23 protein-coding genes are annotated in these 24,450 nt (G+C 73.3%); 11 read left to right on the top strand and 12 right to left on the bottom strand.

Features of this window, described 5'->3' with window-relative positions; all coding sequences use genetic code 11:
* Nucleotides 1-28: 28 nt before the first annotated feature.
* Nucleotides 29-1,708: a hypothetical protein gene (locus tag HUX53_RS19360; RefSeq protein WP_176404616.1), complete on the bottom strand. Its 1,680-nt coding sequence runs from the start codon at nucleotides 1,706-1,708 to the stop codon at nucleotides 29-31.
* Nucleotides 1,709-1,894: 186 nt separating this feature from the next.
* On the opposite strand from HUX53_RS19360, the gene HUX53_RS19355 reads away from it, so the two are divergent.
* Nucleotides 1,895-2,233 carry an STAS domain-containing protein gene (locus tag HUX53_RS19355; protein WP_176404615.1) on the top strand — a complete coding sequence of 113 codons (339 nt, stop codon included), beginning with the start codon at nucleotides 1,895-1,897 and terminating at the stop codon, nucleotides 2,231-2,233.
* A 9-nt stretch (nucleotides 2,234-2,242) separates the two neighbouring features.
* Here HUX53_RS19355 and HUX53_RS19350 read toward each other — a convergent pair whose 3' ends face one another.
* From HUX53_RS19350 to HUX53_RS19330, 5 genes are all read right to left on the bottom strand, one after another.
* Nucleotides 2,243-3,007 (bottom strand): SGNH/GDSL hydrolase family protein, encoded by a 765-nt coding sequence (locus HUX53_RS19350; protein WP_176404622.1) that lies wholly within the window; start codon nucleotides 3,005-3,007, stop codon nucleotides 2,243-2,245.
* Between the two features lie 85 nt (nucleotides 3,008-3,092).
* Complete coding sequence (locus HUX53_RS19345; protein WP_176404621.1) at nucleotides 3,093-3,695, bottom strand: ATP/GTP-binding protein; 603 nt, start codon at nucleotides 3,693-3,695, stop codon at nucleotides 3,093-3,095.
* Between the two features lie 40 nt (nucleotides 3,696-3,735).
* Entirely contained in the window at nucleotides 3,736-4,206 is a 471-nt protein-coding gene (locus HUX53_RS19340; protein WP_176404614.1) for a DUF742 domain-containing protein, read from the bottom strand.
* Nucleotides 4,207-4,236: 30 nt separating this feature from the next.
* On the bottom strand, nucleotides 4,237-4,686 hold the full coding sequence (locus HUX53_RS19335) for a roadblock/LC7 domain-containing protein (RefSeq protein WP_176404613.1): 450 nt from the start codon (nucleotides 4,684-4,686) through the stop codon (nucleotides 4,237-4,239).
* Nucleotides 4,683-7,829 carry a nitrate- and nitrite sensing domain-containing protein gene (locus HUX53_RS19330; RefSeq protein ID WP_217919617.1) on the bottom strand — a complete coding sequence of 1,049 codons (3,147 nt, stop codon included), beginning with the start codon at nucleotides 7,827-7,829 and terminating at the stop codon, nucleotides 4,683-4,685. The genes HUX53_RS19335 and HUX53_RS19330 overlap by 4 nt, the downstream gene beginning before the upstream one ends.
* A gap of 444 nt (nucleotides 7,830-8,273) precedes the next feature.
* Here HUX53_RS19330 and HUX53_RS19325 point away from each other — a divergent pair, with 444 nt between their 5' ends.
* The 8 genes from HUX53_RS19325 to HUX53_RS19290 all read left to right on the top strand — a co-directional run bounded on the left by HUX53_RS19325 (nucleotide 8,274) and on the right by HUX53_RS19290 (nucleotide 15,829).
* Nucleotides 8,274-9,263 carry an ABC transporter substrate-binding protein gene (locus HUX53_RS19325; RefSeq protein WP_176404612.1) on the top strand — a complete coding sequence of 330 codons (990 nt, stop codon included), beginning with the start codon at nucleotides 8,274-8,276 and terminating at the stop codon, nucleotides 9,261-9,263.
* The gene (locus tag HUX53_RS19320) at nucleotides 9,260-10,036 is read left to right on the top strand and encodes an ABC transporter permease (protein ID WP_176404611.1); all 777 of its coding nucleotides are present in this window, start codon (nucleotides 9,260-9,262) and stop codon (nucleotides 10,034-10,036) included. Before HUX53_RS19325 ends, HUX53_RS19320 begins: the two co-directional genes overlap by 4 nt.
* Nucleotides 10,033-10,836 (top strand): ABC transporter permease, encoded by an 804-nt coding sequence (locus tag HUX53_RS19315; protein WP_176404610.1) that lies wholly within the window; start codon nucleotides 10,033-10,035, stop codon nucleotides 10,834-10,836. Before HUX53_RS19320 ends, HUX53_RS19315 begins: the two co-directional genes overlap by 4 nt.
* A 56-nt stretch (nucleotides 10,837-10,892) precedes the next feature.
* Nucleotides 10,893-11,699, top strand: a complete 807-nt coding sequence (locus HUX53_RS19310; RefSeq protein WP_176404619.1) for an ABC transporter ATP-binding protein — start codon at nucleotides 10,893-10,895, stop codon at nucleotides 11,697-11,699.
* 90 nt (nucleotides 11,700-11,789) lie between these two features.
* Entirely contained in the window at nucleotides 11,790-13,052 is a 1,263-nt protein-coding gene (locus HUX53_RS19305) for a flavin-dependent oxidoreductase (RefSeq protein ID WP_176404609.1), read from the top strand.
* Between the two features lie 163 nt (nucleotides 13,053-13,215).
* Nucleotides 13,216-14,199: an ABC transporter substrate-binding protein gene (locus HUX53_RS19300; RefSeq protein WP_176404608.1), complete on the top strand. Its 984-nt coding sequence runs from the start codon at nucleotides 13,216-13,218 to the stop codon at nucleotides 14,197-14,199.
* Nucleotides 14,196-14,978: an ABC transporter permease subunit gene (locus tag HUX53_RS19295; RefSeq protein WP_309237316.1), complete on the top strand. Its 783-nt coding sequence runs from the start codon at nucleotides 14,196-14,198 to the stop codon at nucleotides 14,976-14,978. Before HUX53_RS19300 ends, HUX53_RS19295 begins: the two co-directional genes overlap by 4 nt.
* On the top strand, nucleotides 14,975-15,829 hold the full coding sequence (locus HUX53_RS19290) for an ABC transporter permease (RefSeq protein WP_176404607.1): 855 nt from the start codon (nucleotides 14,975-14,977) through the stop codon (nucleotides 15,827-15,829). Before HUX53_RS19295 ends, HUX53_RS19290 begins: the two co-directional genes overlap by 4 nt.
* On the opposite strand, the gene HUX53_RS19285 is transcribed toward HUX53_RS19290, so the two are convergent.
* From HUX53_RS19285 to HUX53_RS19265, 6 genes are all read right to left on the bottom strand, one after another.
* Complete coding sequence (locus tag HUX53_RS19285; protein ID WP_176404606.1) at nucleotides 15,811-17,535, bottom strand: bifunctional 3'-5' exonuclease/DNA polymerase; 1,725 nt, start codon at nucleotides 17,533-17,535, stop codon at nucleotides 15,811-15,813. The genes HUX53_RS19290 and HUX53_RS19285 overlap by 19 nt on opposite strands.
* 145 nt (nucleotides 17,536-17,680) lie before the next feature.
* Complete coding sequence (locus HUX53_RS19280) at nucleotides 17,681-18,181, bottom strand: DUF4234 domain-containing protein (RefSeq protein WP_176404605.1); 501 nt, start codon at nucleotides 18,179-18,181, stop codon at nucleotides 17,681-17,683.
* 159 nt (nucleotides 18,182-18,340) lie between these two features.
* Nucleotides 18,341-19,861 (bottom strand): metallophosphoesterase, encoded by a 1,521-nt coding sequence (locus HUX53_RS19275; protein ID WP_176404604.1) that lies wholly within the window; start codon nucleotides 19,859-19,861, stop codon nucleotides 18,341-18,343.
* A 293-nt stretch (nucleotides 19,862-20,154) separates the two neighbouring features.
* On the bottom strand, nucleotides 20,155-20,586 hold the full coding sequence (locus tag HUX53_RS41335) for a hypothetical protein (protein ID WP_255205410.1): 432 nt from the start codon (nucleotides 20,584-20,586) through the stop codon (nucleotides 20,155-20,157).
* On the bottom strand, nucleotides 20,514-21,035 hold the full coding sequence (locus HUX53_RS41330; RefSeq protein WP_255205409.1) for a diacylglycerol kinase family protein: 522 nt from the start codon (nucleotides 21,033-21,035) through the stop codon (nucleotides 20,514-20,516). The genes HUX53_RS41335 and HUX53_RS41330 overlap by 73 nt, the downstream gene beginning before the upstream one ends.
* 5 nt (nucleotides 21,036-21,040) lie before the next feature.
* Nucleotides 21,041-22,627: an FAD-binding oxidoreductase gene (locus HUX53_RS19265; RefSeq protein ID WP_176404617.1), complete on the bottom strand. Its 1,587-nt coding sequence runs from the start codon at nucleotides 22,625-22,627 to the stop codon at nucleotides 21,041-21,043.
* 66 nt (nucleotides 22,628-22,693) lie between these two features.
* On the opposite strand from HUX53_RS19265, the gene HUX53_RS19260 reads away from it, so the two are divergent.
* Together HUX53_RS19260 and HUX53_RS19255 are read left to right on the top strand one after the other, a co-directional pair.
* Nucleotides 22,694-23,302, top strand: coding sequence for a TetR/AcrR family transcriptional regulator (locus HUX53_RS19260; RefSeq protein ID WP_176404603.1), 609 nt, complete (start codon nucleotides 22,694-22,696; stop codon nucleotides 23,300-23,302).
* 73 nt (nucleotides 23,303-23,375) lie between these two features.
* On the top strand, nucleotides 23,376-24,450 hold a 1,075-nt coding region (locus tag HUX53_RS19255; protein ID WP_176404602.1), incomplete at its 3' end, for a glycerol-3-phosphate dehydrogenase/oxidase.

Below are 24,450 nucleotides of genomic sequence, written 5' to 3'. Positions count from 1 at the left end.
ACCAGGTGCCGGGTCCGCGTCCGCGCGGTCATGCCCGCCGCGCGGCGGCGAGGGTGAACAGCTCGGCGAAGCCGTCCTCGGCGAAGTCGCGGGTGCGGGCGACGTCGAACGCCCGGACCAGCGCCGGGTTGGCGTCGAACAGCCGCCGGTCGCCGCCGGGCCGGCACAGCGCGACGACGTTGAGGGACGGCGCGCGGGCCATGAGCCGGCGCAACTCCTCCACGGCCGCGGCGCCGCAGCGCTCGTTGCCGGCGAGCTTCTCCAGGTCGTCCACGACGAGGAGCATCCGCCCCTCCAGGCAGTCGCGGACGCGGCCCTGCAGCCACAGGACGGCGTCGCTCACGCCCAGCGACGCGAACACCTGGTCGGAGATCCAGTGCGCCTCCCGGACGGCGCCGCCGGCGGCCAGCATCTCCTCCGCGATCTCGGCCGCGGTGCCCTTCCCGGTGCCCTCCGGGCCGGCGATGAGCAGCCGGACGGCCCGCTCTCCCGCCAGCCGCGCCGCCACCGCGTCCCGCAGCGCCCGGGACAGCTCCGGCTGCCCGACGAGCGCCGGCTCGGGCGCCCGCGCCCGTTCGGGCCGCTCCGTCGCGGCGGTGTCGTCCCGTCGCCCGGAGGGGAACGCCACCGTGTTGAGGACGCGCCGGGCGGTGAACAGCCGCCGCAGGTCGGCCTGGAACGGACGCACCGGCACGCGGCACTTCGGGCTGACCGGCGCCTCGGGCAGCCCCTGCACCGCGCCGGTGATGCGGACGGCCATGTCGAGCCAGGCGCGGGCCGCGTCGGCCTCCCCCGCGACCAGGCCCCGCGCCAGCCACGCGCGCACGTCGTGCTGCCACGCCTCGACGGAGAACCCCTCGCGCACCGCGCGGAACCGCTCCTCGACGTTCTCGTAGCGCGTCGTCCCCAGCACGACCGCCAGCTCCGCCGGGACGACGGCCGCGTCGGCCGCCAGCAGCAGCCGGGCAAGCGCGACATCGGGCTCATATCCGTCGGCGACCGATCCGGCCAATCGCTCGTGTGCGGCGTCCAGGCCCTCGCACGTCCAGCCCAGGTACCCGACCGGACCCGCGAGCTCCGGCAGGACGGCCAGCTCCTCCTCGGTCAGCTCGGCGGCCCAGGCGTCCTGCAGCCGCCCGTTCGGGACGGACATGTCCACCTCGCGCAGCGCCGGGTCGGCGGCCCGCCGGTCGAACAGCCCGATCAGCGCCCTCCGGCGCCGCTCCACCGGCTCCAGCCCCTCGAAGACGTCCAGCCCGGCCCGCGCCAGCTCGAACATCACCGCGCGCCGCTCGGGGTCGTCGCCGGCGGGCTCGGGCAGCCACAGCCCGGGCGGACGCCACCGCCCGCCCTGGGTGAACCAGGCGGACGGGTCCCGCACCGCCGACTCCGGCGTCGCGAGGAAGTCCGACAGCAGCTCGTAGTCGACGTCGCCGTGCGACCCGCCGCGCACCGCCGACGCCCCGAGCAGGAACGTCAGCAGCGACCACTGCTCGGCGCCCGCCGCGCTGGTGCGGTCGCCGTAGAAGTCGCTGAGCCGCCGGGTCAGCACGACCGCGCGCTCGTCGGTGTTGTAGGCGACCGCCCGTTCCCGCATCTCCGCGTACAGGGCGTCCGGCACCCGCCACGGGCCGTGCGCGTACACGTCCAGCACGGGCTCCTCGGTGAGCAGCACTTCGAGATGGTCCGGCAGCCGGGGGGCACTCACTGAGTCCGTCTCCTACGCAGCGGCGGGGCGTACACGTCCGACAGCACCCTATGACCCGGCACGTACGGGCACACCCCCGTCGCGGCGGGTTGGCAGGCGGGCCATCGTCGGCGATAGTTGTCAGATGGAAAGCATTCCCCGGACGGCCCTCCGGGGGACGCTCTGCTCACAAGAGGGGATCCCCCCGTGCCACCATTGGAAGTGACCACGCGGTCGGACGGCGGCCGCGCCGTCGTCCGGCTGTGCGGAGAACTCGATATCGCCTGCTCGGAAGACCTGCGCAGGGACCTCAACGCGGCGCGCCGCGAACACGGCGAGCACCTCGTGCTCGACCTCGCCGACCTGGAGTTCATGGACTCCAACGGCCTGTCCGTCATCGTCGCCTGCTACAAGGCCACGACCGCGGCCGGCGGCAGCCTCACGCTCGCCGGCCCTCGCCCGATCGTCCGCCGCACGCTGGAGATCACCGGCCTGCACCGGCGGATCCCGGTGACCGCGACCCTGCAGGAGGCACTGACGCCCTAGCCGGAACCCCTACAGGGGCAGCGGGGTGGGACGCTTCGGGGGCCGGCCGTCGCCGGAGGAGCGGCCGGTGGCCCGGCGCCCGATCCACGGGACGAGGTACGTGCGCGCCCAGTGGACGTCCTCGCGGCGCGAGGTGAGCCAGTCGGCGCGGTCCAACGGCGGCCAGGGCTCGCGCCAGTCGCCCTCGGCCGGGACGCCGAGCACGTCCGCGACGAGGAGCGCCATGCGGCGGTGGCCCTCGGGCGACAGGTGGAGGCGGTCCTCGTGCCAGGCGCGGGGGTCGTTGAAGGCGCGCAGCGGCCACAGGTCGACGACGTCGCAGCCGCGGCGGTCGGCGATCGCGCGCAGGTGCATGTTGTACGTCGCCGCCCTGCCGCGGATGCGGGACCCGGAGCGCAGGCCGCGGGTGTCGAAGCCCGTGAAGACGACCACGCGGGCGCCGGCGCCGCGCAGCCTGCGGACCGCGTCGTCGAACACGACCGCGAGCGCGTCCGGGTCGGCGCCCGGGCGGATCATGTCGTTGCCGCCCGCGCACAGCGTGACGAGGTCGGGCGCGAGCTCGACGGCGCGCGGCACCTGGTCGTCCACGATCTGGCGGACGAGCTTGCCGCGCACGGCGAGGTTGGCGTAGCGCAGGCCGGGGTGCCGCGCGGCGATGTGCTCGGCGAGCCGGTCCGCCCAGCCGCGGAACGCGTCGTCCGCGCCCGGGGAGGGGTCGTTCAGGCCCTCGGTGAAGCTGTCGCCGAGTGCCACGTACGTCCGGATCTGCTCCATTTCGCTCATCGCGACCCCCAACACTGATTCATGGTCAATCACGAGGATTAATCATGCATCGTGCACACGACTTACGCGACCGTAGCTAGGTCCAGCTCGGGGAGGTGGTCCCGGGCTGCTGCGCCGGCGCGGCGGCGTGCGCCCCACCGCCCGCGTGCACCGTCATCGCGTGCTTCACCAGCGTGATCAGCACCTGCTTGGTGGACTCGCGGCTGCGCGCGTCGCACTGCACGATCGGCACGTGCGCGCTGATCGACAGCGCGTCGCGGATGTCCTCCACGGCGTACTGGAACTCGCCGTGGAACCCGTTGACGCCCACCACGAACGGCAGGCCGAGCTCCTCGAAGTAGTCCACCGCGGCGAAGCAGTCCTCCAGCCGGCGGGTGTCGACCAGCACCACGGCGCCGATCGCGCCGCGCACCAGGTCGTCCCACATGAACCAGAACCGGTGCTGCCCGGGCGTGCCGAACAGGTACAGGATCAGCTCGCTGTCGAGCGACACGCGCCCGAAGTCCATCGCGACCGTGGTGGTCGTCTTGTCCGGCACGGCCGACAGGTCGTCCACGTCGGCGCTGGCCGCGGTCATCACCGCCTCGGTGGTGAGCGGCATGATCTCCGAGACGGAGCCGACGAAGGTGGTCTTCCCGACGCCGAAGCCGCCACCGACGACGATCTTGACCGAGGTCAGCTCGGCCTCTCCGCCGTGCGGCCCGGGGGCCGGGACCTGGTCAGAGCTTCCGAAGGCCACTGAGCACCCTTTCTAGCAAGCGGAGGTCCGGCTGTCCGCCGGTGGTGGTGGAGGACTGCGACTGGTGCAGGCGCAGCAGTCCTTCGACGGCCATGTCGGCGACGAGCACGCGCGCCACGCCGAGCGGCAGGCGCAGCAGCGCCGACACCTCGGCCACCGAGCGGGCGGACCGGCACAGGTCCATGATCGCCCGGTACTCCGGGGTCAGCACGGCCACGTCCCGCGGCGGGTACGGCGCCGCGGTGACCAGCGCCTCGATGGCCAGGTCGTAGCGCGGCTTCGTGCGCCCGCCGGTCACCGCGTAGGGGCGCACCAGCGAACTGGACTCGCTCTCCTCGCGCTCGGGCGGCCGCCCCTGCGCCGGGAGTCCCTGCGCCGGGACCCGGCCCTGGTCACCGGACCAGCGTCCGGGCCCGCCCGGACCGCCTCCGTAGTGGCTGCCTCGATCCATGTCGCCGACCTCCGTCAGAGTCAGTCACGGTCAATAGCGGGCTGGGCCGGCGCCCATCTCGGTCACCGTCGGCCCCGCGTACGGAGGCTGCTGCTCCTGCGCGCGCAGCGCGGGGGTCAGCACCCGGCCCACCCGCTCGACCAGCAGCGTCATCTCGTACGCGACCAGCCCGAGATCGCAGTCGGGCGCCGCCAGCACCGCGAACACCGACCCGTTCGTGATGGACATCACGAACAGCAGCCCGCGGTCCATCTCCACGACGGTCTGGTTCACGCCGCCGGCGTCGAAGATCTTCGCCGCGCCCTGGGTCAGGCTCATCAGCCCCGAGGCGATCGCCGACAGCTGGTCCGCCCGCTCGGGCGGGAAGCCCGACGAGTACGCCATCGGCAGACCGTCCGAGGAGACCACGACGGCGTGCGCGACCTTCGCGACACGGTCGGCGAAGTTCGTCACCAACCAGTTGAGATCCTGCCCGCTCACCGGGTGCCTCCTGTCTCGCCGTCACCCTGTGACGGCGCCTCACCTGACGTGCCTCCGCCGCGGGCCTCGTTGCGTCCGCGGTGGACGCCGCGCTGCAGGCTCGCGAAACGGTTGCGTACAAAGTCGGCCGAGTGGCCGTAGCCCTGCTCATCCTGCACCTGCTGCCCCGGGGACTGCCCCTGGGGCTGTTGTCCCTGCACAGACTGCCCTTGACCGGGCCCGCTCGGCAATGGCCCGCCGGGCGGCGGCCCCGCCTGCGGCTGCGCGGCGGTGCCCGTCGCGGCACGGCCGACCGCGCCGGGAACGCGGTTCTTGCCGGGCACCCGCTTGGGCAGCCCCACGTCCGTGCGGGACGTCGCCACCGGCTGCCGGGCGGCCTCGGCGGCACGGAACCCCGCGTCCGCGGGCGACTCCCATCCCTTCACCGGATCCTCCCCGGATGTGCTTCCGGACCTGCGCTGGAACCACTCGGACTGCATCGCGTCGAAGATCGGCGACCGCTCGGGGATCCGCCGCGCCGCCGGCTCCGGCGGCGGAGCCGCGGCCCGCATGGCCGGCTCGGGGGCGGGCGGTTCCGGAACGTAGGCCTCCGCCGGGGCCGGCGGCGCGCCGCCGTCGTAGCGGCCCGATTCGCCGACCGGGATCGGCCCCGTCTCCCACGGGATCTGCCGCGCGGCGCCGGGCTCCGGCACCATCGGCTGCGCCTCCGGGACGACGGACTGCGGTCCGGTCCGGCCGCCCGGCCGGTAACTGCCGTTGCTGCCCGTGGAGCCGTGCTCGGCGGGCTCCTGCGTGCGCTCGCTGCGCGGCTGGAACAGCCCGTTCGGGCCGTCGTCGATTGGTCGTCCCGGCAGGTGCGCGCCCGGCTCGCGGACGGGCAGCTCGCCCGGCCGGCGCGGCGGCTGCCGGTCGCCGGGCTGATAGGGGTCCTCCGCCGGGCGGTGCCGCTCCCGCGGCGGGCGCCGCTCGATCGGCGGCAGCGAGGACTGCCGGCCGGTGTCCGCGTACCCGCCGGTCGGGATCGGCCCCGTCTCGTTGATCATGGGCTGGGCGTCGGTGCCGCCGCGGATCGGTCGCAGCGGCCCGGTGCCGCCCACCATCGGGTGCGCGCCGGTGCCGCCGGCGGGTGCGCCCATCGGCTGCCCGGCCGGACCGTAGCCGTCCTGCCGGAAGCCGGGCTCGTCGGGCGTCGTGGTGAGCGCGGCGAGCTGGCCCTGCCCGCCGGACTCGCGCGGCCCGAGGCCGCGGGAGCCGAGGCTGGACTCGCCGGGCGTGACGACCGCGTCCGGCAGCACCACGAACGCGGTGAGCCCGCCGCCCTGCGCGGCGCGCAGCTCCACCCGGACGCCGTGCCGGACGGCGAGGCGGCCGACCACGAACAGGCCCATGCGGCGGGCCGCGGAGAAGTCGATGACGGGCGGGTTCGCGAGCCGCCAGTTGGCCTGCTCCAGCTCCTCCGGCGACATCCCCACGCCGTTGTCGGTGATCTGCAGCATGCAGCCGCCGCCGCTGAGCATCTGCCCGGAGACGGTGACCTTGGTGTGCTCGGAGGAGAACGCGGTCGCGTTCTCCACCAGCTCGGCCAGCAGGTGGACGAGGTCGTTGACGACCGGGCCGGCGACCGCCATGTCGCCTTGAACCCGCAGCGCGACGCGCTCGTACTGCTCAACCTCGGACAGCGACGCGCGGACGACGTCGATGAGCGGGACGGGCTTGTTCCAGCGCCGCACCTGCTCCTGGCCGCCGAGGACGAGGAGGTTCTCCGAGTTGCGCCGCATGCGGGTGGCCAGGTGGTCCAGGCGGAACAGGTTGGCGAGCTGCTCCTCGTCCCGCTCGCTCTGCTCCAGCTCCTCGATCAGCCGCAGCTGGCGCTCGATGAGCCCCTGGCTGCGCCGGGAGAGGTTGACGAACATCGCGTTGATGTTGCCGCGCAGGACGGCCTCGTCGGCCGCCAGCCGGACCGCCTCGCGGTGGACCTCGTCGAAGGCCCGCGCGACCTGGCCGATCTCGTCGGTGGAGTCGATGTCGATCGGTTCGACCTCGATGCCGCCGGCGGCGGCCTCCGGGTCGCGCAGCCGGTCGACCAGGCCGGGAAGGCGGGTGCTGGCGACGTCGAGCGCGCCGGACTGCAGCCGGCGCAGCGGCCGCACCAGCGAGCGTGCCACCACGATGACGGTCGCCAGCACGATCGCGAGGACGAGGAACAGCAGGATCCCGTCCCGGATCGCGGCGGTCTGCGCGTCGGACTCGGCGTCGTGCGCGGAGACGGCGAGGTCGGCGGCGATGCTCTGCTCCACCGCGCGGAGCTTGTCGACGCGGGCGCTGGAGTCGGAGGTCCAGTTCCGCGCGACCTGCCTGCCGAGCCTGACCTTCAGCTGCGGCGACCGGTCGGCGACGGCGAGGGCGCGCAGCCGGGTGAACTCGGCGCGGTCCAGCTCGGGGCCGGTGGCGGTGTCCTCGAACAGCTGCAGCTGGGCCGGTGTGGCGGAGCTCTCGAACGCGTCGAGGCTGGTGTTCATGTCCGCTCGGGCGTCGTCGACGGAGTCGCGGTCGATCGGCTCGAACCGGCCCTCCCAGAGCGCGGCGGAGACCAGCGCCCGCTCCCGGGACGCGGCGTCCTTGGCGTTCGCGAGGTCGGCCAGGGCCAGCGCGGTCTGCGCCAGCTCGGGCGTCGGCGCGTCCTGCGACACCAGCAGGTGGAAGCTGGTGAAGTCGTCGATGAACTCGCTGTACTTGTCGACGATCGGGCCGGGCGCGAGGCGCGAGGCCAGCGCGCGCAGCGACGGGAGCTCGGTGACGCGGTTGACGACGTTACCGATCTGCAACCGGACCGCGGGCGAGTCGGTCCGGACGTTCGCGGCGGCGTCGCGCACCTTGCGTGCGGAGGCGTCCACCGATTCCTGGCGCGATTTGAGCGCTTCGGTGCTGACGGCGCGCGAGCCGCCCGCCGCCCTTTCCGCCATCGCGTCACGTTCGTTCTCGACCTCGTGCGCGAGAGCGGTCAACTGGTTACCCAGGGTAGCCAGACTTCCGGTCCGCGCGTAGGCGTCGGCGTTGTCCATCGACACCGATACGCGGTAGCCCGCGAGCAGCGCGGCCACGATCGTGGGCACCGCGATGAGGGCGAACAGGCGCGTCCGCACGCGCCAGTTGCGCAGCTTGAACCGGCCTCCCAGAGAGCCTCTCTTCGGGGCGTCTTCGCTGGCAGGCGGGGCTGGCTGGGGAGACTGCGGGACCGGCTCGGCCCCTTCGGCTTTCCGCACTGCCCTCCGCTACCTCTCCATGGATCGACCGCTCGCGGCGCACAGTGACCTGAACGAGATTCGGGTCGCGTCGCCTCCCCGCACCACTGCGGGCAAGCGCCGAACATTGCAACACAGAGCCATCATCATGGCCAACCCGAATGATCACACAAGTCTGGACTTGTGATGCAGAGGATACGCATGTCACTGCCTGTTCATGTGTGTTCACATATATGCACGTAAAGCTCGCATCTCGCCCATGGCGCCCCCACGGTGCGCTACGCTCCCCGCTCGTTGAAAGATCAGCTTTCAACTCGCTTCCCCCGCAAAAATGGAGCGTTGCTCATGTCTGCTTCCCACCGCCGCGCGGCCGTCAGTGGCACCCTCGCCATCGCGGTAGCGCTCACGGCGGTCGCCTGTGGCGACTCCGACGACAGCAAGTCCAGCAGTGGGCTGGAGAAGACCGAGATCACCCTCGGCACCATGACCGTGGCCGACACCGCGCCCGTCCAGCTCGCGATCAGCAAGGGCTACTTCAAGGACGCGGGCCTCACGGTGAAGACGCAGGTCATCCAGGGTGGCGCGGCCGGCATCCCGCTGCTGAAGAGCGGCCGGCTGGACTTCAGCTTCGGCAACTACGTCTCGCTGCTCACCGCCGGGATCAAGGACCCGGGCTTCAAGCCCAGGATCGTCGCCGAGGGCTTCCAGAGCGGCCCGAAGACGCACACGCTGATGGTGCGCAAGGACTCCCCGTACCACACGATCAAGGACCTGGCCGGCAAGAAGATCGGCGTCAACACCAAGCGCAACATCAGCACGCTGCTGGTCCGCGCCGCCGCCAAGCCCGAGGGCTTCGACTTCGACGAGGACAAGAACTTCGTCGAGGTCCCCCCGCCGGCCATGGAGCAGGCCCTGAAGTCCAAGAGCGTCGAGGCCGTCCAGGCGATCGAGCCGTTCGGCACCCAGATGCAGGAGAGCCTGGGCGCCCGCATGGTCGCCGACCTGTCCAGCGGCCCGACCGCCGACTTCCCGATCGCCGGCTACGCCGCCACGGAGAAGTTCGTCAAGGAGAACCCGAAGACGGTCGCCGCCTTCCAGAAGGCGCTGATCAAGGCGCAGGGCGAGTGCGCCGACCGCAAGGTCGTCCAGGACATCCTGCCGACCTACGCCAAGGGCATCGACGCCAAGGTCGCGTCCACGATGAGCTACGGGACGTACCCGACCTCGCTGAGCGCCACCCGCCTGCAGCGCGTCGCGGACGTCATGCAGCAGTTCGGCTACGTGGACAAGCGCATCGACGTCAAGCAGTTCATCGCCGCGCCGTCGTCTTCATGAACCTTCGCCGTATCGCTTTCGGCGCCGCCGGGGCTGCCGGGGTGGTCGCCGTCCTCGAGACCGTGAGCCGTACGGGTCTCGTCGACGCGGCCGCCCTGCCCCCGGCGTCCGTCGTTCTCCGGGAGGCCGGCAAGCTGGCCGTCGACCAGGAGTTCCTCGCCGACGTCGGGGCGACCCTGAAGGCGTGGTTCGGCGGGCTCGCGCTGGCGGTGCTCGTGGCGGTGCCGCTGGGCGTCCTGCTCGGCTCGGTGCCGTTCCTCGGCACCGCCGCGCGGGCCCTCGTCGAGCTGCTGCGCCCCATCCCGTCGGTCGCGCTGATCCCGCTCGCCATCATCCTGTTCGCCAGCCCCACGCAGATGAAGATGTCCTTGATCTTCTACGCCTGCCTGTGGCCGATCCTGATCAATACCCTGTACGCGCTCCGGGACGTCGACCCGGTGGCCAAGGAGAGCCTGCGCAGCTTCGGGTTCGGGACGCCGTCGGTGCTGTGGCGGGTGTCGCTGCCGAGCGCCGCGCCGTTCATCGCCACCGGCGTCCGGATCGCCGCGTCCGTCGCGCTGATCGTCGTGATCAGCACCGAGCTGATCGCCGGCGGGTTCAACGGCATGGGGATCTACCTCGCCGAGACCCAGTCCGGCGGCGGACAGACCGACCTCATGCTGGCGGGCGCGGTGTGGGCCGGAGTCCTCGGGCTGCTGGCCAACCTCGCGCTGCTCGGGGTGGAGCGGGTGGCGTTCCGGTGGCAGAGCGAGCGCACGGAGGGGATCTCATGAAGGCCCTGCAGGGGCTGCGCGGGTTCGCGGAGCGCGCGTGGCTGGTCGCCCTCGGGCTGGTCCTGTGGGAGGTCGTCACCCGCGCGGTGGGAGAGACCTACTTCCCGCCGCCGACCACGATCGTCAAGACGCTGCACGAGCAGTGGTTCTCCGGCCCGGCGGGCCAGTTGTTCCTCAGCGACGACGCGCTGGACGACTTCTCCACCAGCCTGGCGCACCTTTTCATCGGATGGGCGGCCGCCGGCGCGGTCGGCGTCGTGATCGGCGCGTCCATCGGCCGGTCGAAGGTGCTGAACGAGCTGCTCGACCCGGTGCTGCAGTTCCTGCGCGCCATACCGCCGCCGACCCTGGTGCCGTTCTTCATCATGGTGTTCCAGCTCGGCGCGACCATGCAGGTCGTCACGATCGCGTTCGGCGTGGTGTGGCCGGTGCTGCTCAACACCGCCGACGGCGTCCGCACCGTGGACCCGCTCCAGCTGGAAACCGCCAAGGTGTTCGGCATCGGCCCGCTGCGCAGGCTGCTGACGATCATCCTGCCGTCCGCCGCCCCGAAGATCTTCGCGGGGCTGCGGGTGGCGCTGTCGTTCGCGCTGATCCTGATGGTCATCTCCGAGCTGTTCGGCAGCACGGCGGGCATCGGGTCCGAGCTCATCGACGCGCAGCGCACCTTCGAGCTGCCGCGGATGTGGGCCGGGATCGTGATGCTGGGCGTCCTCGGCTTCCTGTTCAACGCCGTGTTCATGCTGCTGGAGCGGCGCCTGCTGTCGTGGCACGCCGGTGCGCAGCGGCTCGCGAGTTGACGATGACCGCCACGCGGACGAACCTCAAGACGTACACACGAGAAAAGGCGGCCGAGATGCTTCGGATAACCGGCCTCACCCACTCCTACGCCGACGGGCACCTGGCGCTCGACGGGCTCGACCTCACCGTCCCGGACGGTGAGATGGTCAGCATCGTCGGCCCGTCCGGCTGCGGCAAGTCCACGCTGCTGCGCTGCATCGCCGGGCTGATCCGCCCGACGGGCGGGACGCTCACGCTGAACGGCAGGCCGATCAGCGGGGTGCCCGACGACCTCGCCGTGGTCTTCCAGGACTACAGCCGCTCGCTGTTCCACTGGCTGACCGTCCGCGACAACGTGGCGCTGCCGCTGCGCCGGCGCGGGAAGTCCCGCGCGGAGCGGCGCGCCGCCGCGCAGGAGGCTCTCGAATCGGTGGGTCTCCCGGACGCGGGGCGCAAGTACCCGTGGCAGCTGTCCGGCGGCATGCAGCAGCGCGTCTCCATCGCGCGGGCGCTGGCGTACCGGCCGTCGCTGATGCTGATGGACGAGCCGTTCGGGTCGGTGGACGCGCAGACCCGGGAGGACCTGGAGGACCTCATCCTGCAGGTGCACCGGCACGAGAAGATGACGATCCTGCTCGTCACGCACGACATCGACGAGAGCGTCTACGTCGGTGACCGGGTGGTGGTGCTGAACCGCTCCCCCGCCCGGGTGCACGCCGACCTGCCGGTCACCCTGCCGGCCACCCGCGACCAGATCGAGACCCGGGGGCTCCCCGAGTTCGTCCGACTCCGCGCCGAGGTGGGCCGGCTGGTGCGCGGCGGCGCCAAGGTGCCGGGGGCCGCGCCCGCCGGTGCGGCGGTGGGGTCCAAGCAGGCACGGTGAGGAGGCCGCCTGGGGCGGCTTGAGCACGAGACCGGGGCGGACCGGGCACGCTGGGTGCCCGGCCCGCCCCGACCAGCGAAGGGGCGATACATGCGCGTACTGATCGTCGGGGCCGGCATCGGCGGGCTCACCACGGCGTTGAGCCTGCACGAGGCCGGGATCGAGGCGCTCGTCGTCGACTCCGCGGCGCGGCTGCGGCCGCTCGGCGTCGGCATCAACCTGCTCCCGCACGCCGTCCGCGAGCTGACCGAGCTGGGCCTCGGCGGCGACCTGGCCGACCTCGGCATCCCCACCGCCGAGATGGTGCACTTCGACCGGTACGGCGGCCGCATCTGGGGCGAGCCGCGCGGCCGGGCGCTCGGCTACCACTGGCCGCAGTACTCGATCCACCGCGGCGAGCTGCAGATGGCGCTGCTGGACGCGGTGCTGGCGCGGCTCGGCAAGGAGTCCGTCCGCGCCGGCACCGTCTTCGAGGGCTTCGAGCAGGACGGGACGGAAGTGCGGGCGCGGCTGCTCGACCGCGCGTCCGGGACGGCTTCGACCGTCGCGGCGGACGTGCTGGTCGGCGCGGACGGGCTGCACTCGGCGGTCCGCGGGCAGCTGCACCCGGGCGAGCCGGCGCCGCTGTGGAACGGCATCCGGATGTGGCGCGGCCTCACCGAGGGCGAGCCGTTCCTCACCGGGCGGACGCTGGCCGTGGCGGGCAGCAACACCGCGTCCAAGATGGTCGTCTACCCGATCTCCATGCGCGCCGAGCGGCGCGGGACGGCCCTGCTGAACTGGGTCGCCGAGGTCAAGCTGCCCGCCGACCGGCTGACGACCTCCGCCGACTGGAACCGGTCCGGCCGGCTCGACGACGTCCTGCCCTACTTCGCGGACTGGACGTTCGACTGGCTGGACGTCCCGGCGCTGCTGGCCGGCTCGGCGGAGATCCTGGAGTACCCGATGGTCGACCGGGACCCGCTCGACCGCTGGACGTCCGGCCGCGTCACCCTGCTCGGCGACGCCGCGCACCCGATGTACCCGATCGGCTCCAACGGCGGCTCCCAGGCGGTGCTGGACGCCCGCGTCCTGGCGCACCGGCTGGCCCGGGCCGCCGACCCCGCCGAGGGCCTGCTCGCCTACGAGGCGGAGCGCCGCGAATCGGTCAACGGGATCGTCCTGGCCTGCCGCGACATGCCCGCGGACCGCGTCCTGCACACGGTGAGCGAGCGCGCGCCGGAGGGGTTCGAGCGCATCGAGGACATCCTGTCCGCGGACGAGCTGACCACCATCACCGGCGCCTACCGCAGGACCTCCTTCGACGACGTCGAGGCGCTCAACACGCGTCCCTCGTACACGACCACGAGCTGACGGACGGCACGCGGGCGCGCCTCCACGGGCGCGGTGAGGCTCCCCCTCACCGCGCCCGTGATCTTTTTGTCACGTGACCTGTCGAGTGATCTGGAGTTATCCTCCGGGCGTCGCATTCGTGATCACGTTTCCCGCCGCCCCCGCCCCTCCAGAGGAGTGCCGTATGAGGCGATCCGGACGTCGTTCATCCCTACTCGCCGCGTTACTGCTGACCACATCGCTCGTCGCCGGCTGCGGCGACTCCGGCTCCCCGGACTCCGGCGGCTCCGGACCGGAGAAGGAGACGCTCACGGTCGCCGCGCTCCCGCTCGTGGACGACGCCGGCCTCTACATCGCCCAGAAGCACGGCCTGTTCGAGGCCGAGGGCATCAAGGTGCGGATCAAGCCGGTCCAGCAGAGCATCCAGGCGCTGCCCGCGCTCGCCAAGGGCGACGTGGACGTGATCTCCGCCGCCAACTACGTGACGTTCCTGCAGGCCCACGACAAGGGCACGCTCAAGCTGCGCATCCTGGCCGGGGCCGCCTCCGTCACGTCCCACATGATGGACGTCGTCGTCACGCCGGACTCGCCGATCCGCACGGCGAAGGATCTTGAGGGCAAGAAGGTCGCGGTCAACATCCTCAACAACATCCAGTCGCTCACCCTCAACGAGATCCTGAAGGCCGGCGGCGCCGACCCGGCCAAGGTCGAGTACGTCGCGATCCCGTTCCCGCGGATGGCGGCGACGCTGCAGAAGAAGCAGGTGGACGCCGCCCACATGGTGGAGCCCTTCCTGACGGACGCGAAGAACAAGCTCGGCGCCCGCGTGGTCGTGGACGGCGGCGGCGCCCCGGTGACCGGCCTGCCGATCAGCGGCTACGTCAGCACCGAGGACTTCGCCGCGAAGAACCCGAAGGCGGCGGCGGCGTTCCAGCGCGCCATCGCCAAGGCCCAGGGGCTCGCGGCGGCCGACCGCAAGGAGGTGGACGCGGTCGTGCCGACCTACGCGCGCATCGACGCGAAGACGGCCTCGGCGATCACGCTGCCCGGCTACCCGACCTCCATCGATCCGGCGCGCCTGCAGAAGGTCGCCGACATGATGAAGGACGCGGGCCTGCTGAAGCAGCCGCTCGACGTGCAGACCGTGCTGTTCCAGCCGGCCTCGTGATCTCGCGGACGGGGCGGTGGGCGCGGGGCGCCGCCGGCGTGGCGGTGCTGTTCCTGGCGAGCGAGGCGCTCGGCCGGGCCGGGATCGTCGACCGGTCGTACCTGCCGCCCGCGTCCGCCGTCACCGCCCGCGCGCTCGAACTGGCCGGCGACCGGGAGTTCCTGCTCCAGGTCCGCGCGACGCTGGTGGCGTGGGCGCTCGGCCTGCTGATCGCCGCGCTGATCGCGATCCCGCTGGGGCTGCTGCTCGGCAGCGTCCCGGCGGTGAACACCGGCGCCCGCGCCATCGTGGAGTTCCTGCGCCCGATCCCGTCGGTCGCGCTGATCCCGCTGGCCGGGCTGGTGCTCGGGTCCGGGCTGCACATGGAGGTGCCGCTGATCGTGTACGCCTCCACCTGGCCGATCCTGTTCAACACCATGTACGGGCTCGACGACGTCGACCCGATGGCGAAGGACACGCTGCGCGCCTTCGGGTTCGGCCGCGCGCAGATCCTGCTGCGCGTGTCGCTGCGCAGCGCCGCCCCGTTCATCGCCACCGGGGTGCGGCTCGCCGCCGCGGTCGCGCTGATCCTGGCGGTCGGCACCGAGATCCTGTCCGGGTTCGGGGAGGGGCTCGGCATCTTCATCGCGCAGGCCGGGAACGTTCCGGACGGCACCCGGGACGTCCTCGCCGGGACGGTGTGGGCGGGCTGCCTCGGGCTGCTGATCGACACCGTGCTCGTGCAGGCGGAGAACCGCGCCTTCGGCTGGCACCGCGCGACGCGGAGCGGTGCCGGATGACCGCCGCGTCCCTCGCCCCGAACGCCCTGGTCCGCGGCGCCGCGCGCGGGCTCGGCGGCCTGCTCGGCGCGCTGGCCCGGCGCTGGCTGCCGCTCGCGATCCTGGTGGCCTGCTGGGAGGCCGCGGCGCGGACGGCCGCGAGCGCGTTCTTCCCGCCGCCGTCGCAGATCGTCCGGCGGATGCGGGAGCTGTGGTTCGCGGGTCCCGCCGACCACCTGTTCCTCACCGGCGAGGCGACCGGGGACGTCCTGCCGAGCCTCGGCCGGATGGCGCTCGGGCTGGCGCTGTCGGCGGCGGCCGGGATCGTCCTCGGCCTGGCGCTCGGGCGGTCGGAGCGCGCGCTCGCCTACCTGAACCCGATCCTGCAGTTCGCGCGGGTGATCCCGCCGCCCACGCTCGTCCCGGTGTTCATCGTGCTGTTCGACCTCGGCACCCAGATGCAGGTGGCCTCGATCGTGTTCAGCGCCGTCTGGCCCGTCCTGCTCAACACCGCGGACGGGGCCCGCTCGGTCGACCCGATGCAGATGGACACCGCCGAGGCGTTCCGGATGGCGGGCCCGGACCGGCTGCGGTTCGTCATCGTGCCGTCGGCGCTGCCCAAGATCTTCGCCGGGATGCGGCTCGCGCTGTCGCTGTCGCTGATCCTGATGGTCTTCTCCGAGCTGCTGCCCGGCACGTCCAACGGGCTGGGCTTCGAGCTGACCAACGCGCAGAGCCAGTCGGACCTGCCGACGCTGTGGTCGGTGATCGTCCTCCTCGGCGTCCTGGGCTACCTGCTCAACGCGCTCCTGCTCGCCGTGGAGCGCCGGGCCCTCCGCTGGCACCGCGCGGCTCACTTGGCGTCGGCGTAGCGGTCGACCACGGCGACCTCCATCGGGAACACGACCGGGGTGTCACCGAACAGCAGGCGGCGCGCCTCGTCGGCGGCGGCGTGGACGGCGGCGGTGACGTCGCCGGCCAGAGCTGCTGGGGTGTGCACGATGACCTCATCGTGCTGGAAGAACACCAGGCGGGGTGACCCGAGCGCCGTCAGGCGGCGGCGGAGGGAGCCGAGGAGGGCCAACGCCCAGTCGGCGGCCGTGGCCTGGACGACGAAGTTGCGGGTGAAGCGGCCACGGCTGCGCAGCGCCTGCGCGGCCGTGGGGTCGGGCGCGTCGCCGTCGCCGGCCGCGGTCAGCTCGCGCCAGCCGGCGGACGGCGGCGGGCACGTGCGGCCGAGCCGGGACCGGACGAGGCCGCCCCGCTCCCCCGCGCGCGCGGCGGCCTCCACGTACTCGAACGCGTCGGGGAACCGCTTCTTCAGGACGCCGAGCAGCTGCACGGCCTCCCCCGTCCCGCCCCCGTACATGGCGGAGAGCAGGGCGATCTTGGCCTTGTCGCGAGCGCTGTGGTCGCCGCCGTCGTGGAAGGCGTCGGAGAGGGCCGCGTAGAGGTCGCCGTGCGCGGCGGCGTCGGTGAACGCGCGGTCGCCGGCGAGGGTGGCGAGGACGCGGGGTTCGAGCTGGGCGGCGTCCGCGACGACCAGCGACCAGCCGGGGTCGGCGACGACCGCCCGGCGCAGCACGCGCGGGATCTGCAGGGCCCCGCCGCCGCTCGTCGCCCAGCCCCCGGACACCACGCCGCCGACGACGTACTCGGGACGGAACCGGCCGCCGCTCACCCACGTGTCGAGCCACGCCCAGCCGTGCGCGGTGCGCAGGCGCGACAGCTCCTTGTACTCCAGCAGCAGCGGGACGGCCGGGTGGTCGAGCCGCTTGAGGACGTGCGCACGCGTGGACGGGATCGGCAGCCCGGCAGCCGCGAACGCCTTCAAGATCTGCGCGGGCGAGTCCGGGTTGACGTGCACCCGGGGCGCCGAGCGCAGCTCGTCCGTTGAATGGCGGCGGGTGGGGGCTGGAGGACGGTCGAAGGCGGCGCTGATTTGGTCGGCCAGTTCCTGGAGGTGGCGGGGGCGTAGGCCGCCGGTGGGGCGGGGGCCCAGCAGTTCGGTGAGGAGCGCGTCGTGCTCCTCCGCCGACCAGGGCAGGCCGTCGTGGCTCAGTTCGGCGGCGACCAGGGCGCCCACCGACTCGGCGGCGGCGAGCAGCGGGAAGCCGTCGAGGGTGGCGATGGCGCGCTGCTGCTCGGCGTGCACGGCGACGACCTGGCCGATGTCGTCGGCGGGGTCGTCACGGGTGGTGTCGTCGTCGAACAGCGACGGCTGGGCCGGCTCGTCGTGGGGCGGCGGACGGTCGGGCGGCACCGGTTCGCCGCGCAGCCGCGCCCAGGCGGCCCGTACCGAGCGGGGCTCCCCGTAACGTCCGGCATGGCCGAGCAGCAGGCTCTCGACCAGTTCGAGGTCGTGACAGCGGGCCACCCGGACGCCCGCGTCGAGCAGCCGCGGGTAGAGCCGCGCCGTGGACGGCCAGACCCAGCGCGGCGCGGCGGCCCGCTCCTGTTCGGCGATCGCCGCGACCAGGTCGGGGACGGCGCGTGCGGGGGCGGCGGGCGTCCCGTCCTCGGCGAGCGTCCGCAGCGTTCCCCCGCCGCCGGGGCCGGCGGCCACCGCGATCCTCACGGGTCCATTGTGACCGCACCGTCCGACAGAACCCCGGACACACGGAACCCCTCCGCGACGGGTGATCCGCGGAGGGGTTCGGCGTGATCTTCAGCGGGGGCCAGGGCCGCAGCCCCAGTAAAGGATCAGGTGGTCGGTCGGGCGATCAGGCGACCAGCGAGACCTGCTGGCCGGCCGGGGTGTCGCCGTAGCGGTCGACGACCTTGTTCAGCTGGATCTGGTAGTACAGCACCCCGCAGCCGATGATGCCGAGCAGGAAGCCCACGCCGCCGCTGCAGGTGGCCTGCAGGCCGGCGGCGCGCTGGGCCTGGGCGATGCGCCCGCCGAGCTTGACGTACATGACCAGGGGCCAGATGCCGAGCGTGATCGCGCCGAAGATCATGGACAGCAGGGCGTTGGTCGCGGCGTTGTCGATGCGGCGGTCGTACTCGGCCAGTTCGTTGTGGACCTTGAAGAACCACACCAGGCCGTAGATGCCGAAGGTGATGAGGGGAAGGCCGAGCCAGGCTCCGACCGGGTTCCGGCGCTTCATGTTGTAGCCCGCGCCGACGGCGGCGGGGGCCTGCTGCTGTGCGGGGACCGGCGCGTGGCCGCCCTGGTGGGCGTGCTGCTGCGCCTGGCCCTGGCCCTGCTGGGGGTAACTCATGGGATGTGCTGCTCCTGTGGGACGCGGTCGTTTTCCGGCCGACCGTCCATGACCGTTCACCCGTGTGATTGACCCAAGACTGTAACGGGATTCGAGCACGTCGGGACCACAAAACGCCGGTTGTGGCCACTAATGCGACGGATTCAGCTGAATGACCGTCTAACGCAGCGGGATCGTCACCTCGTCCTCGCACGGCGGCGCCGTCTCGTGGTCGCCGCAGCCCGTCGCGGCGTAGCACCGGATGCGGAGCCGCGACTCGGTCACGTCCAGGCGCAGGAAGCTCTTGAAGAACGGCGGCCGGTCCCAGTCGGCCAGTTCCGAGCGGAAGCGCTGCGGGAGCCGGTGCACCGGCAGCCGCAGGAACCGGGGGCGGCGGCGGCCGTCGCGCGGGACGCCGAGGACGGACGCGACGAAGCGCGCGCGCAGCGGCGGCCGGGCGTCCTCGGGCACCTTGTAGCCGCGCCCCGGCCGGATGCCGAGCCGGTGCCGGACGGCGGCGGTGGCCTCCTCCGGGGTCAGTTCGAACAGCTTCGGGAGCCGCAGCCACCGCCCGTAAAGCTTGCTGTAGCGGGACAGGGAGTCGCCCCGCAGCGGGTAGGCGCGAAACTCGTTCTCCTCCACCACGCTCGTCCGGGGGATCGTGTGGGTCGCGTGCATGAACGCGCCACCGCCGCCCGAGACGATGTACTGGATCGTCCGGCCGTCATCGGTCCGCACCGGGTAGCGCTGGTAGTTGTGGATGTCGCCGCCGATCGCGGCCACGTAGTGGTGCGCCGGGTCCCGGACGATCTCGTCGACCGTCCCGCCGCCCTCGATCGGCCCCGGCCGGTGGTCGTCGTCCACGTACAGGGGCTTGCCGGTCACCAGCAGTTTCGGCTTGGGGCCGCCGGAGACCTCGCGCAGCCACCGGCCCTGGTCGCGGTCGAGGCCGCCGGTGATCCCGGTGTCGATGCCGATGACGCGCAGCGACGGCGTGTCGATCGCCCAGTACGGCCCCGGCTGGGCGGCCTGCTGCCCGGGCGCGCCCCGGAACGTGCGGCGCGCCTCCGCGAGGACCTCCGGGTCGATCGTGCCGGAGTGGCGCCACAGCAGCCGGGGGACGAACGCGAACAGGCCCCGCCAGGGCGGCGGCGAGCAGTCGGCGTCCAGTCCGCAGAAGACGTGCAGGAAGCCGCGCAGCCCGTCGTACCAGTCGTGGTTGCCCGGGATCGCGTAGATGGGCGCCGGGTAGTCCTTGTAGGGGCGGAAGAACTTCTCCGGGTACTGGCTCCCGTCCCCGGTCGGGTAGATCACGTCGCTGGCGACGATCATGAAGTCGGTGCCGGCGGCGGCGTGCAGCAGCGGCGGCACCACCGCGTACTGCGACCGGTCGCCCTCCCCGGTGTCGCCGAGCAGCGCGAACGAGAACTCCGGGGACGAGCGGTGCACGGTGAACGCGGCCGGCGTGCCGCGCTCGCGCAGCGCGGCGACGCAGCGGCGGCGGATCGCGTCGGACGGGTCGCCGAACCACCGCGCGAGCACGTCGTTGCGGGACCGCCACAGCACCTTCGGGCGGCGCCACGAGAAGTCGGGGACGCGCGCGGGCAGCAGGTCGTTGAAGGTGCCGGGTCTTCCGCAGACCCACCCCGCACCCTCCTCGGAGGTGCGCGAGTTGTCGGGCGCGGGGGGAACCTCGGACACAGAACGCCTCCGGCAGCGGTGAGGGAATCCTCACAGACTGTCCGGAGGCGTCCGCCGCGTCAAGCGCGCGGGTACGTGCGCGTGGTGGACGCCGGCGCCACCCCCAAGGACGCCGGCGCCACCACGTCCGAGGCGTCCGCGTTCATCATGAGTCCCCCCAGAACGGCGAGCGTGCAGTCGCCTCTCATGATGCCTCCGCGGACAGCCCCAAGGTCCCGAAAGCGGGACGTAACCGACGCTATACGGAGGGCCGTAATGCACGCGTAAACCACCCCAAACGAGGGGCCAAAACCTCAGGGGGCCAGCACGCGCAGGGCTCCCGGCATGATCCGCGCGGTGACCGGAAGCACCCCGGGCAGTTCGCCGTCCGCCCCGTACGGGAGCGTCCGGCCGGGCGGCCCGGCCAGCTCGATCCGCACCTCCCGGCCGCGCATGACCTCCACCTCGGGGCGCCGCACGTGCGTCCCGTCCGCCAGCTCGCGCATCACGGCGAAGAACAGCGTCCGCGGCGCCCTCCGGATGAGGACGACGTCGAGCAGGCCGTCGTCCACCCGCGCGTCCGGGGCGATGTGCTTGCCGAACCCGTAGTAGCCGGAGTTCGCCGCGACGACGGTGTAGCCCTCGCGCCGGTGCTCCTCGCCGTCCACGGTGATCAGGTAGTCGGCGTGCCGCCAGGACACGACCGCCCGCAGCGCGCCCACGTAGTAGGCGGCCGAGCCGCGCAGCAGCCGCGTCTTGTTGGCGTTGTCGTTGGCGATCGCGTCGATGCCCGCGTAGACGCTGCCGAGGACGGGCGTCCCGTTGGCCTCGATGGCGTCCACGGCGCGAGGCTCGCCGTCCAGCAGCAGCGGGGCCAGCTCCGCCGCGCCGGACGGGCGCCGAGCTGCCGCGCGAAGTCGTTGCCGCGCCCGGCCGGGACGATGCCGAAGACCGCGTCGGTGCCCGCGAGGGCGCCGCCGACGCAGCCGACCATGCCGTCGCCGCCGACGCCGAGCACGACGCGCCCGGCCTCGGCCGCGCCGCGGGCGACACCGGCGGCGTGCTCCATGCTCCGGCTGTACTCGACGTCGAGCTCGGCGCCCGCCTCGCGCAGGAGCCGGGCCAGCGGGATCAGGCAGGAGGCGGACGCGGAGCCGCCCGCCGCCGGGTTGACGATCGCGGTGAACGCGCGCATGGCGGCTACTCCTCCGAGGCCGGCGGGACGAGGACGCCCGGGTTGAGGATCCCGGCCGGATCGACCCGGTCCTTGACGGCGCGCAGCACGGCCGCGCCGAGCGGCCCGATCTCCCGCGCGTACCAGTCGCGGTGGTCGGTGCCCACGCCGTGATGGTGGCTGATCGTCGCGCCCGCGCCGACGATCGCGTCGTTGGCCGCGCGCTTCGCCTGCGCCCAGTGCTCCACCGGGTCCTTGCCCTGCGCCGAAACGACGGTGAAGTACAGGGACGCGCCGGACGGGTAGACGTGCGAGATGTGGCACATGACCAGCGGCGGCGTCCCCGCGCCGGAGAGCGTCCCGATCAGCGCGAGGCGCACGGCCTCGTACAGCTTCGGGACGTCCGACCAGAACGCGGCGGTCTCCAGCGTCTCGACGAACGCGCCGACGTCCAGCAGGGAGTCGCGCAGGTAGGGGGCGTTGAAACGGCCGTGCTCCCACTTCTCGCCCGGCCCGCTGCCGAGCGACTCACCGCCGGCGTCGCGGAGTACCTCCGCTGCTCCCGCCCGCCGGGCCGCCACGTCCTCCGCCGTGCCCTCGAACCCGACCACGGCCAGGCACCCAGCCGACGACCCCCCGCCGATCGCAGATGGGTCAGCCAGCCCCACCATGGTCTCGGCCTCGTCCGACAGCCGCAGCACCGTGGGGACCGGGCCGTCCTGCGCGAGCCGGCGGAGCGCGGCGGCGCCCTCGCCGAACGACGCGAACCGCCAGCCCTCGTACTCCCGCGCCGCCGGGACGGGCCGGATCCGCACGGTCACCGAGGTGATCACGCCGAACGCGCCCTCCGAGCCGAGGACGAGCTGCCGCAGGTCGGGCCCGGCGGCCGACTTCGGCGCGCGGCCGAGGTCGAGCGCGCCCTCGGGGGTCGCCACGGTCAGGCCGACCACCATGTCGTCGAACCGCCCGTATCCGGCGGACGCCTGCCCGCTCGACCGCGCCGCCGCGAACCCGCCGATCGACGCCCACTCGAACGACTGCGGGAAGTGCCCGAGCGTGAAGCCGCGCTCGGCGAGCAGCGCCTCCGCCGCCGGGGCGCGCAGGCCGGGCTGCAGGACGGCGGTGCGGGAGACCTCGTCGACCGAGACGAGGCGGTCCATGCGCCGCAGGTCGAGGGCGATGAACGCGTCCACGCCCTCCGGCGCCAGCCCGCCGACCACCGACGTGCCGCCGCCGAACGGGACCACCGCGATCCGCTTCCCGGCGCAGAGCCGCAGCACCGCGAGGACCTCGTCGTGCGAACCGGGCAGGACGACCGCGTCCGGTGCGCCGGAGGTCTCCCCGGCGCGGATGCGCAGCAGGTCGGGCGTCGACTTGCCGCGCGTGTGCCGGATCCGCGACTCGGCGTCGGCCCGGACGTTCCCGTCCCCGACGATCCCGGCGAGCGCGGTCAGGTCCTCCCCCGCCAGCCGGGGCTCGGCCACCGCCAGCTCCGCGAGCGCGGCCGGCGGCGCCGCGGCGGGCCGCACGCCGAGCATGTCGCGCAGCAGCCCGACCATCGGCTCGGGCAGCGGCGCGGCCTTGGCCGGATCACCCCAGCCGCTCCACAGCATGTCCCGCGTCTCCACGTCGGCCTCCCTCTTCGCCCCGCCCATCGACTTGGGCTTACACTGTGACACATGACGTCGAATCGTCACAACAGGACCGCGGCCCGGACCGCCGACGACACCGTGCTCGACGCCGCGCGCGACTGCGTGCTGGCCGTCGGGGTGCGCCGGACGACGCTGACCGACATCGCCCGCCGCGCGGGCGTCTCCCGGATGACCCTGTACCGCCGCTGGCCGGACGTCCGCACGATCGTCGCGGACCTGATGACCCGCGAGTGGACCGGCATCGGCGAGTCGCTGCAGCCGCCCGACGACGGCCGGCCCGTCCGGCCCCGCCTGGTGGACGGCCTGGTCACCGGCGTCCGGACGTTCCGCGACCACCCCCTGCTCCGCAAGATCATCGAGGTGGACCCGGAGCTGCTGCTCCCCTACGTCCTGGACCGCTGCGGCGCCAGCCAGCGGGCGTTCCTGGACTGGTTCGAGGAGGCGGTCACCGCCGGGCAGCAGGACGGCACGATCCGCGCCGGCCACCCGGGCCGGCAGGCGCGCGCGCTGCTGCTCGTCGTCCAGTCGTTCGCGCTGTCCGCGCAGATCATGATCGACGCCGCCGATCCCGACCTCGGCTCCGACGCCTTCGACACCGAACTCCGCCACGTCCTCGAAAGCACGCTCGCCCCTTGACCTCCGCCCGACCCCTGCCGCTGCCCGACCGAGTGCCTTCGCCGGAAGACGGGGCGCATATGGAGGAACTGTGATGACCGGACCGGACGCACGGACGTCGCTCAACGCGGCGCGCCGGGAACGCGAGCTCGCCGCCCTGCCGGACGAGGTGGTGGACGTGCTGGTCGTCGGCCTCGGCGCGACCGGCGCGGGCGCCGCGCTGGAGGCGGCGTCGCGGGGGCTGTCGGTCGCCGCGGTCGACGCGCACGACCTGGCGTTCGGCACGTCCCGGTGGAGCTCGAAGCTGATCCACGGCGGGCTGCGCTACCTGGCGTCCGGGCAGGTGGACGTGGCGCACGAGAGCGCGGTCGAGCGCGGCGTGCTGATGCGGCAAACGGCGCCGCACCTGGTGCGGGCCCTGCCGTTCGTCCTGCCGCTGACCCCGCTGGTGTCGCGCACGCAGGCCCTGGTCTCACGCAGCGGGATGCGCGCCGGAGACCTTTTGCGGCTCTCCGCGCGCACCCCGCGCTCGGTGCTGCCGGGCCCGCGCCGGCTGTCGGCGGTCGAGACGCTGCGGCTCGCGCCCGCGCTGCGCCCGCACGGGCTGCGCGGCGGCCTGCTGTCCTGGGACGGGCAGCTCTGCGACGACGCCCGCCTGGTCACCGCGCTCGCCCGGACCGCAGCCGGGCACGGCGCCCGCGTCCTCACCCGGTGCCGCGCGGTCGAGCTGACCGGCGACGGCGCCCTCGTCCGGGACGAGCTGACCGGGCGGGAGATCACCGTCCGGGCGCGGTCGGTGCTGAACGCGGCCGGCGTCTGGGCGGGCGGGCTCGTGGACGGGGTGCGGCTGCGCCCGTCGCGGGGCACCCACCTGGTGCTCCGGGCCGAGACGCTGCGCGGGCTGTCCGCCGGGCTGCACGTGCCGATCCCGGGCGGCGGCGCCCGTTTCATGCTGGTTCTCCCGCAGGGCGACGGCCGCGTCTACGTGGGGCTCACCGACGAGCCGGCGGACGGCCCGATCCCGGACGTGCCGGAGCCGACCGAGGGCGAGATCGGGTTCCTGCTCGACGTGCTCGGCTCGGCCGTCGACGTACCGGTGCGCCGCACCGACGTGATCGGCGCGTACGCCGGGCTGCGCCCCCTGCTCGACCTGTCCCTTATACACATCT

Origin of the sequence: Actinomadura sp. BRA 177 (genome assembly GCF_013372625.1) — a bacterium.
In the GTDB taxonomy this organism is placed as follows: Bacteria; Actinomycetota; Actinomycetes; order Streptosporangiales; family Streptosporangiaceae; genus Spirillospora.
This window is presented reverse-complemented; position numbering and strand designations above follow the sequence as displayed.

Coding starts and splice junctions, on each gene's coding strand:
- HUX53_RS19350 (WP_176404622.1), bottom strand. CDS start 3,007: ATGGAGCAGATCCGGACGTACGTGGCACTCGGCGACAGCTTCACCGAG.
- HUX53_RS19340 (WP_176404614.1), bottom strand. CDS start 4,206: ATGGATCGAGGCAGCCACTACGGAGGCGGTCCGGGCGGGCCCGGACGC.
- HUX53_RS19325 (WP_176404612.1), top strand. CDS start 8,274: ATGTCTGCTTCCCACCGCCGCGCGGCCGTCAGTGGCACCCTCGCCATC.
- HUX53_RS19320 (WP_176404611.1), top strand. CDS start 9,260: ATGAACCTTCGCCGTATCGCTTTCGGCGCCGCCGGGGCTGCCGGGGTG.
- HUX53_RS19315 (WP_176404610.1), top strand. CDS start 10,033: ATGAAGGCCCTGCAGGGGCTGCGCGGGTTCGCGGAGCGCGCGTGGCTG.
- HUX53_RS19310 (WP_176404619.1), top strand. CDS start 10,893: ATGCTTCGGATAACCGGCCTCACCCACTCCTACGCCGACGGGCACCTG.
- HUX53_RS19305 (WP_176404609.1), top strand. CDS start 11,790: ATGCGCGTACTGATCGTCGGGGCCGGCATCGGCGGGCTCACCACGGCG.
- HUX53_RS19300 (WP_176404608.1), top strand. CDS start 13,216: ATGAGGCGATCCGGACGTCGTTCATCCCTACTCGCCGCGTTACTGCTG.
- HUX53_RS19290 (WP_176404607.1), top strand. CDS start 14,975: ATGACCGCCGCGTCCCTCGCCCCGAACGCCCTGGTCCGCGGCGCCGCG.
- HUX53_RS19280 (WP_176404605.1), bottom strand. CDS start 18,181: ATGAGTTACCCCCAGCAGGGCCAGGGCCAGGCGCAGCAGCACGCCCAC.
- HUX53_RS41330 (WP_255205409.1), bottom strand. CDS start 21,035: ATGCGCGCGTTCACCGCGATCGTCAACCCGGCGGCGGGCGGCTCCGCG.
- HUX53_RS19265 (WP_176404617.1), bottom strand. CDS start 22,627: ATGCTGTGGAGCGGCTGGGGTGATCCGGCCAAGGCCGCGCCGCTGCCC.
- HUX53_RS19260 (WP_176404603.1), top strand. CDS start 22,694: ATGACGTCGAATCGTCACAACAGGACCGCGGCCCGGACCGCCGACGAC.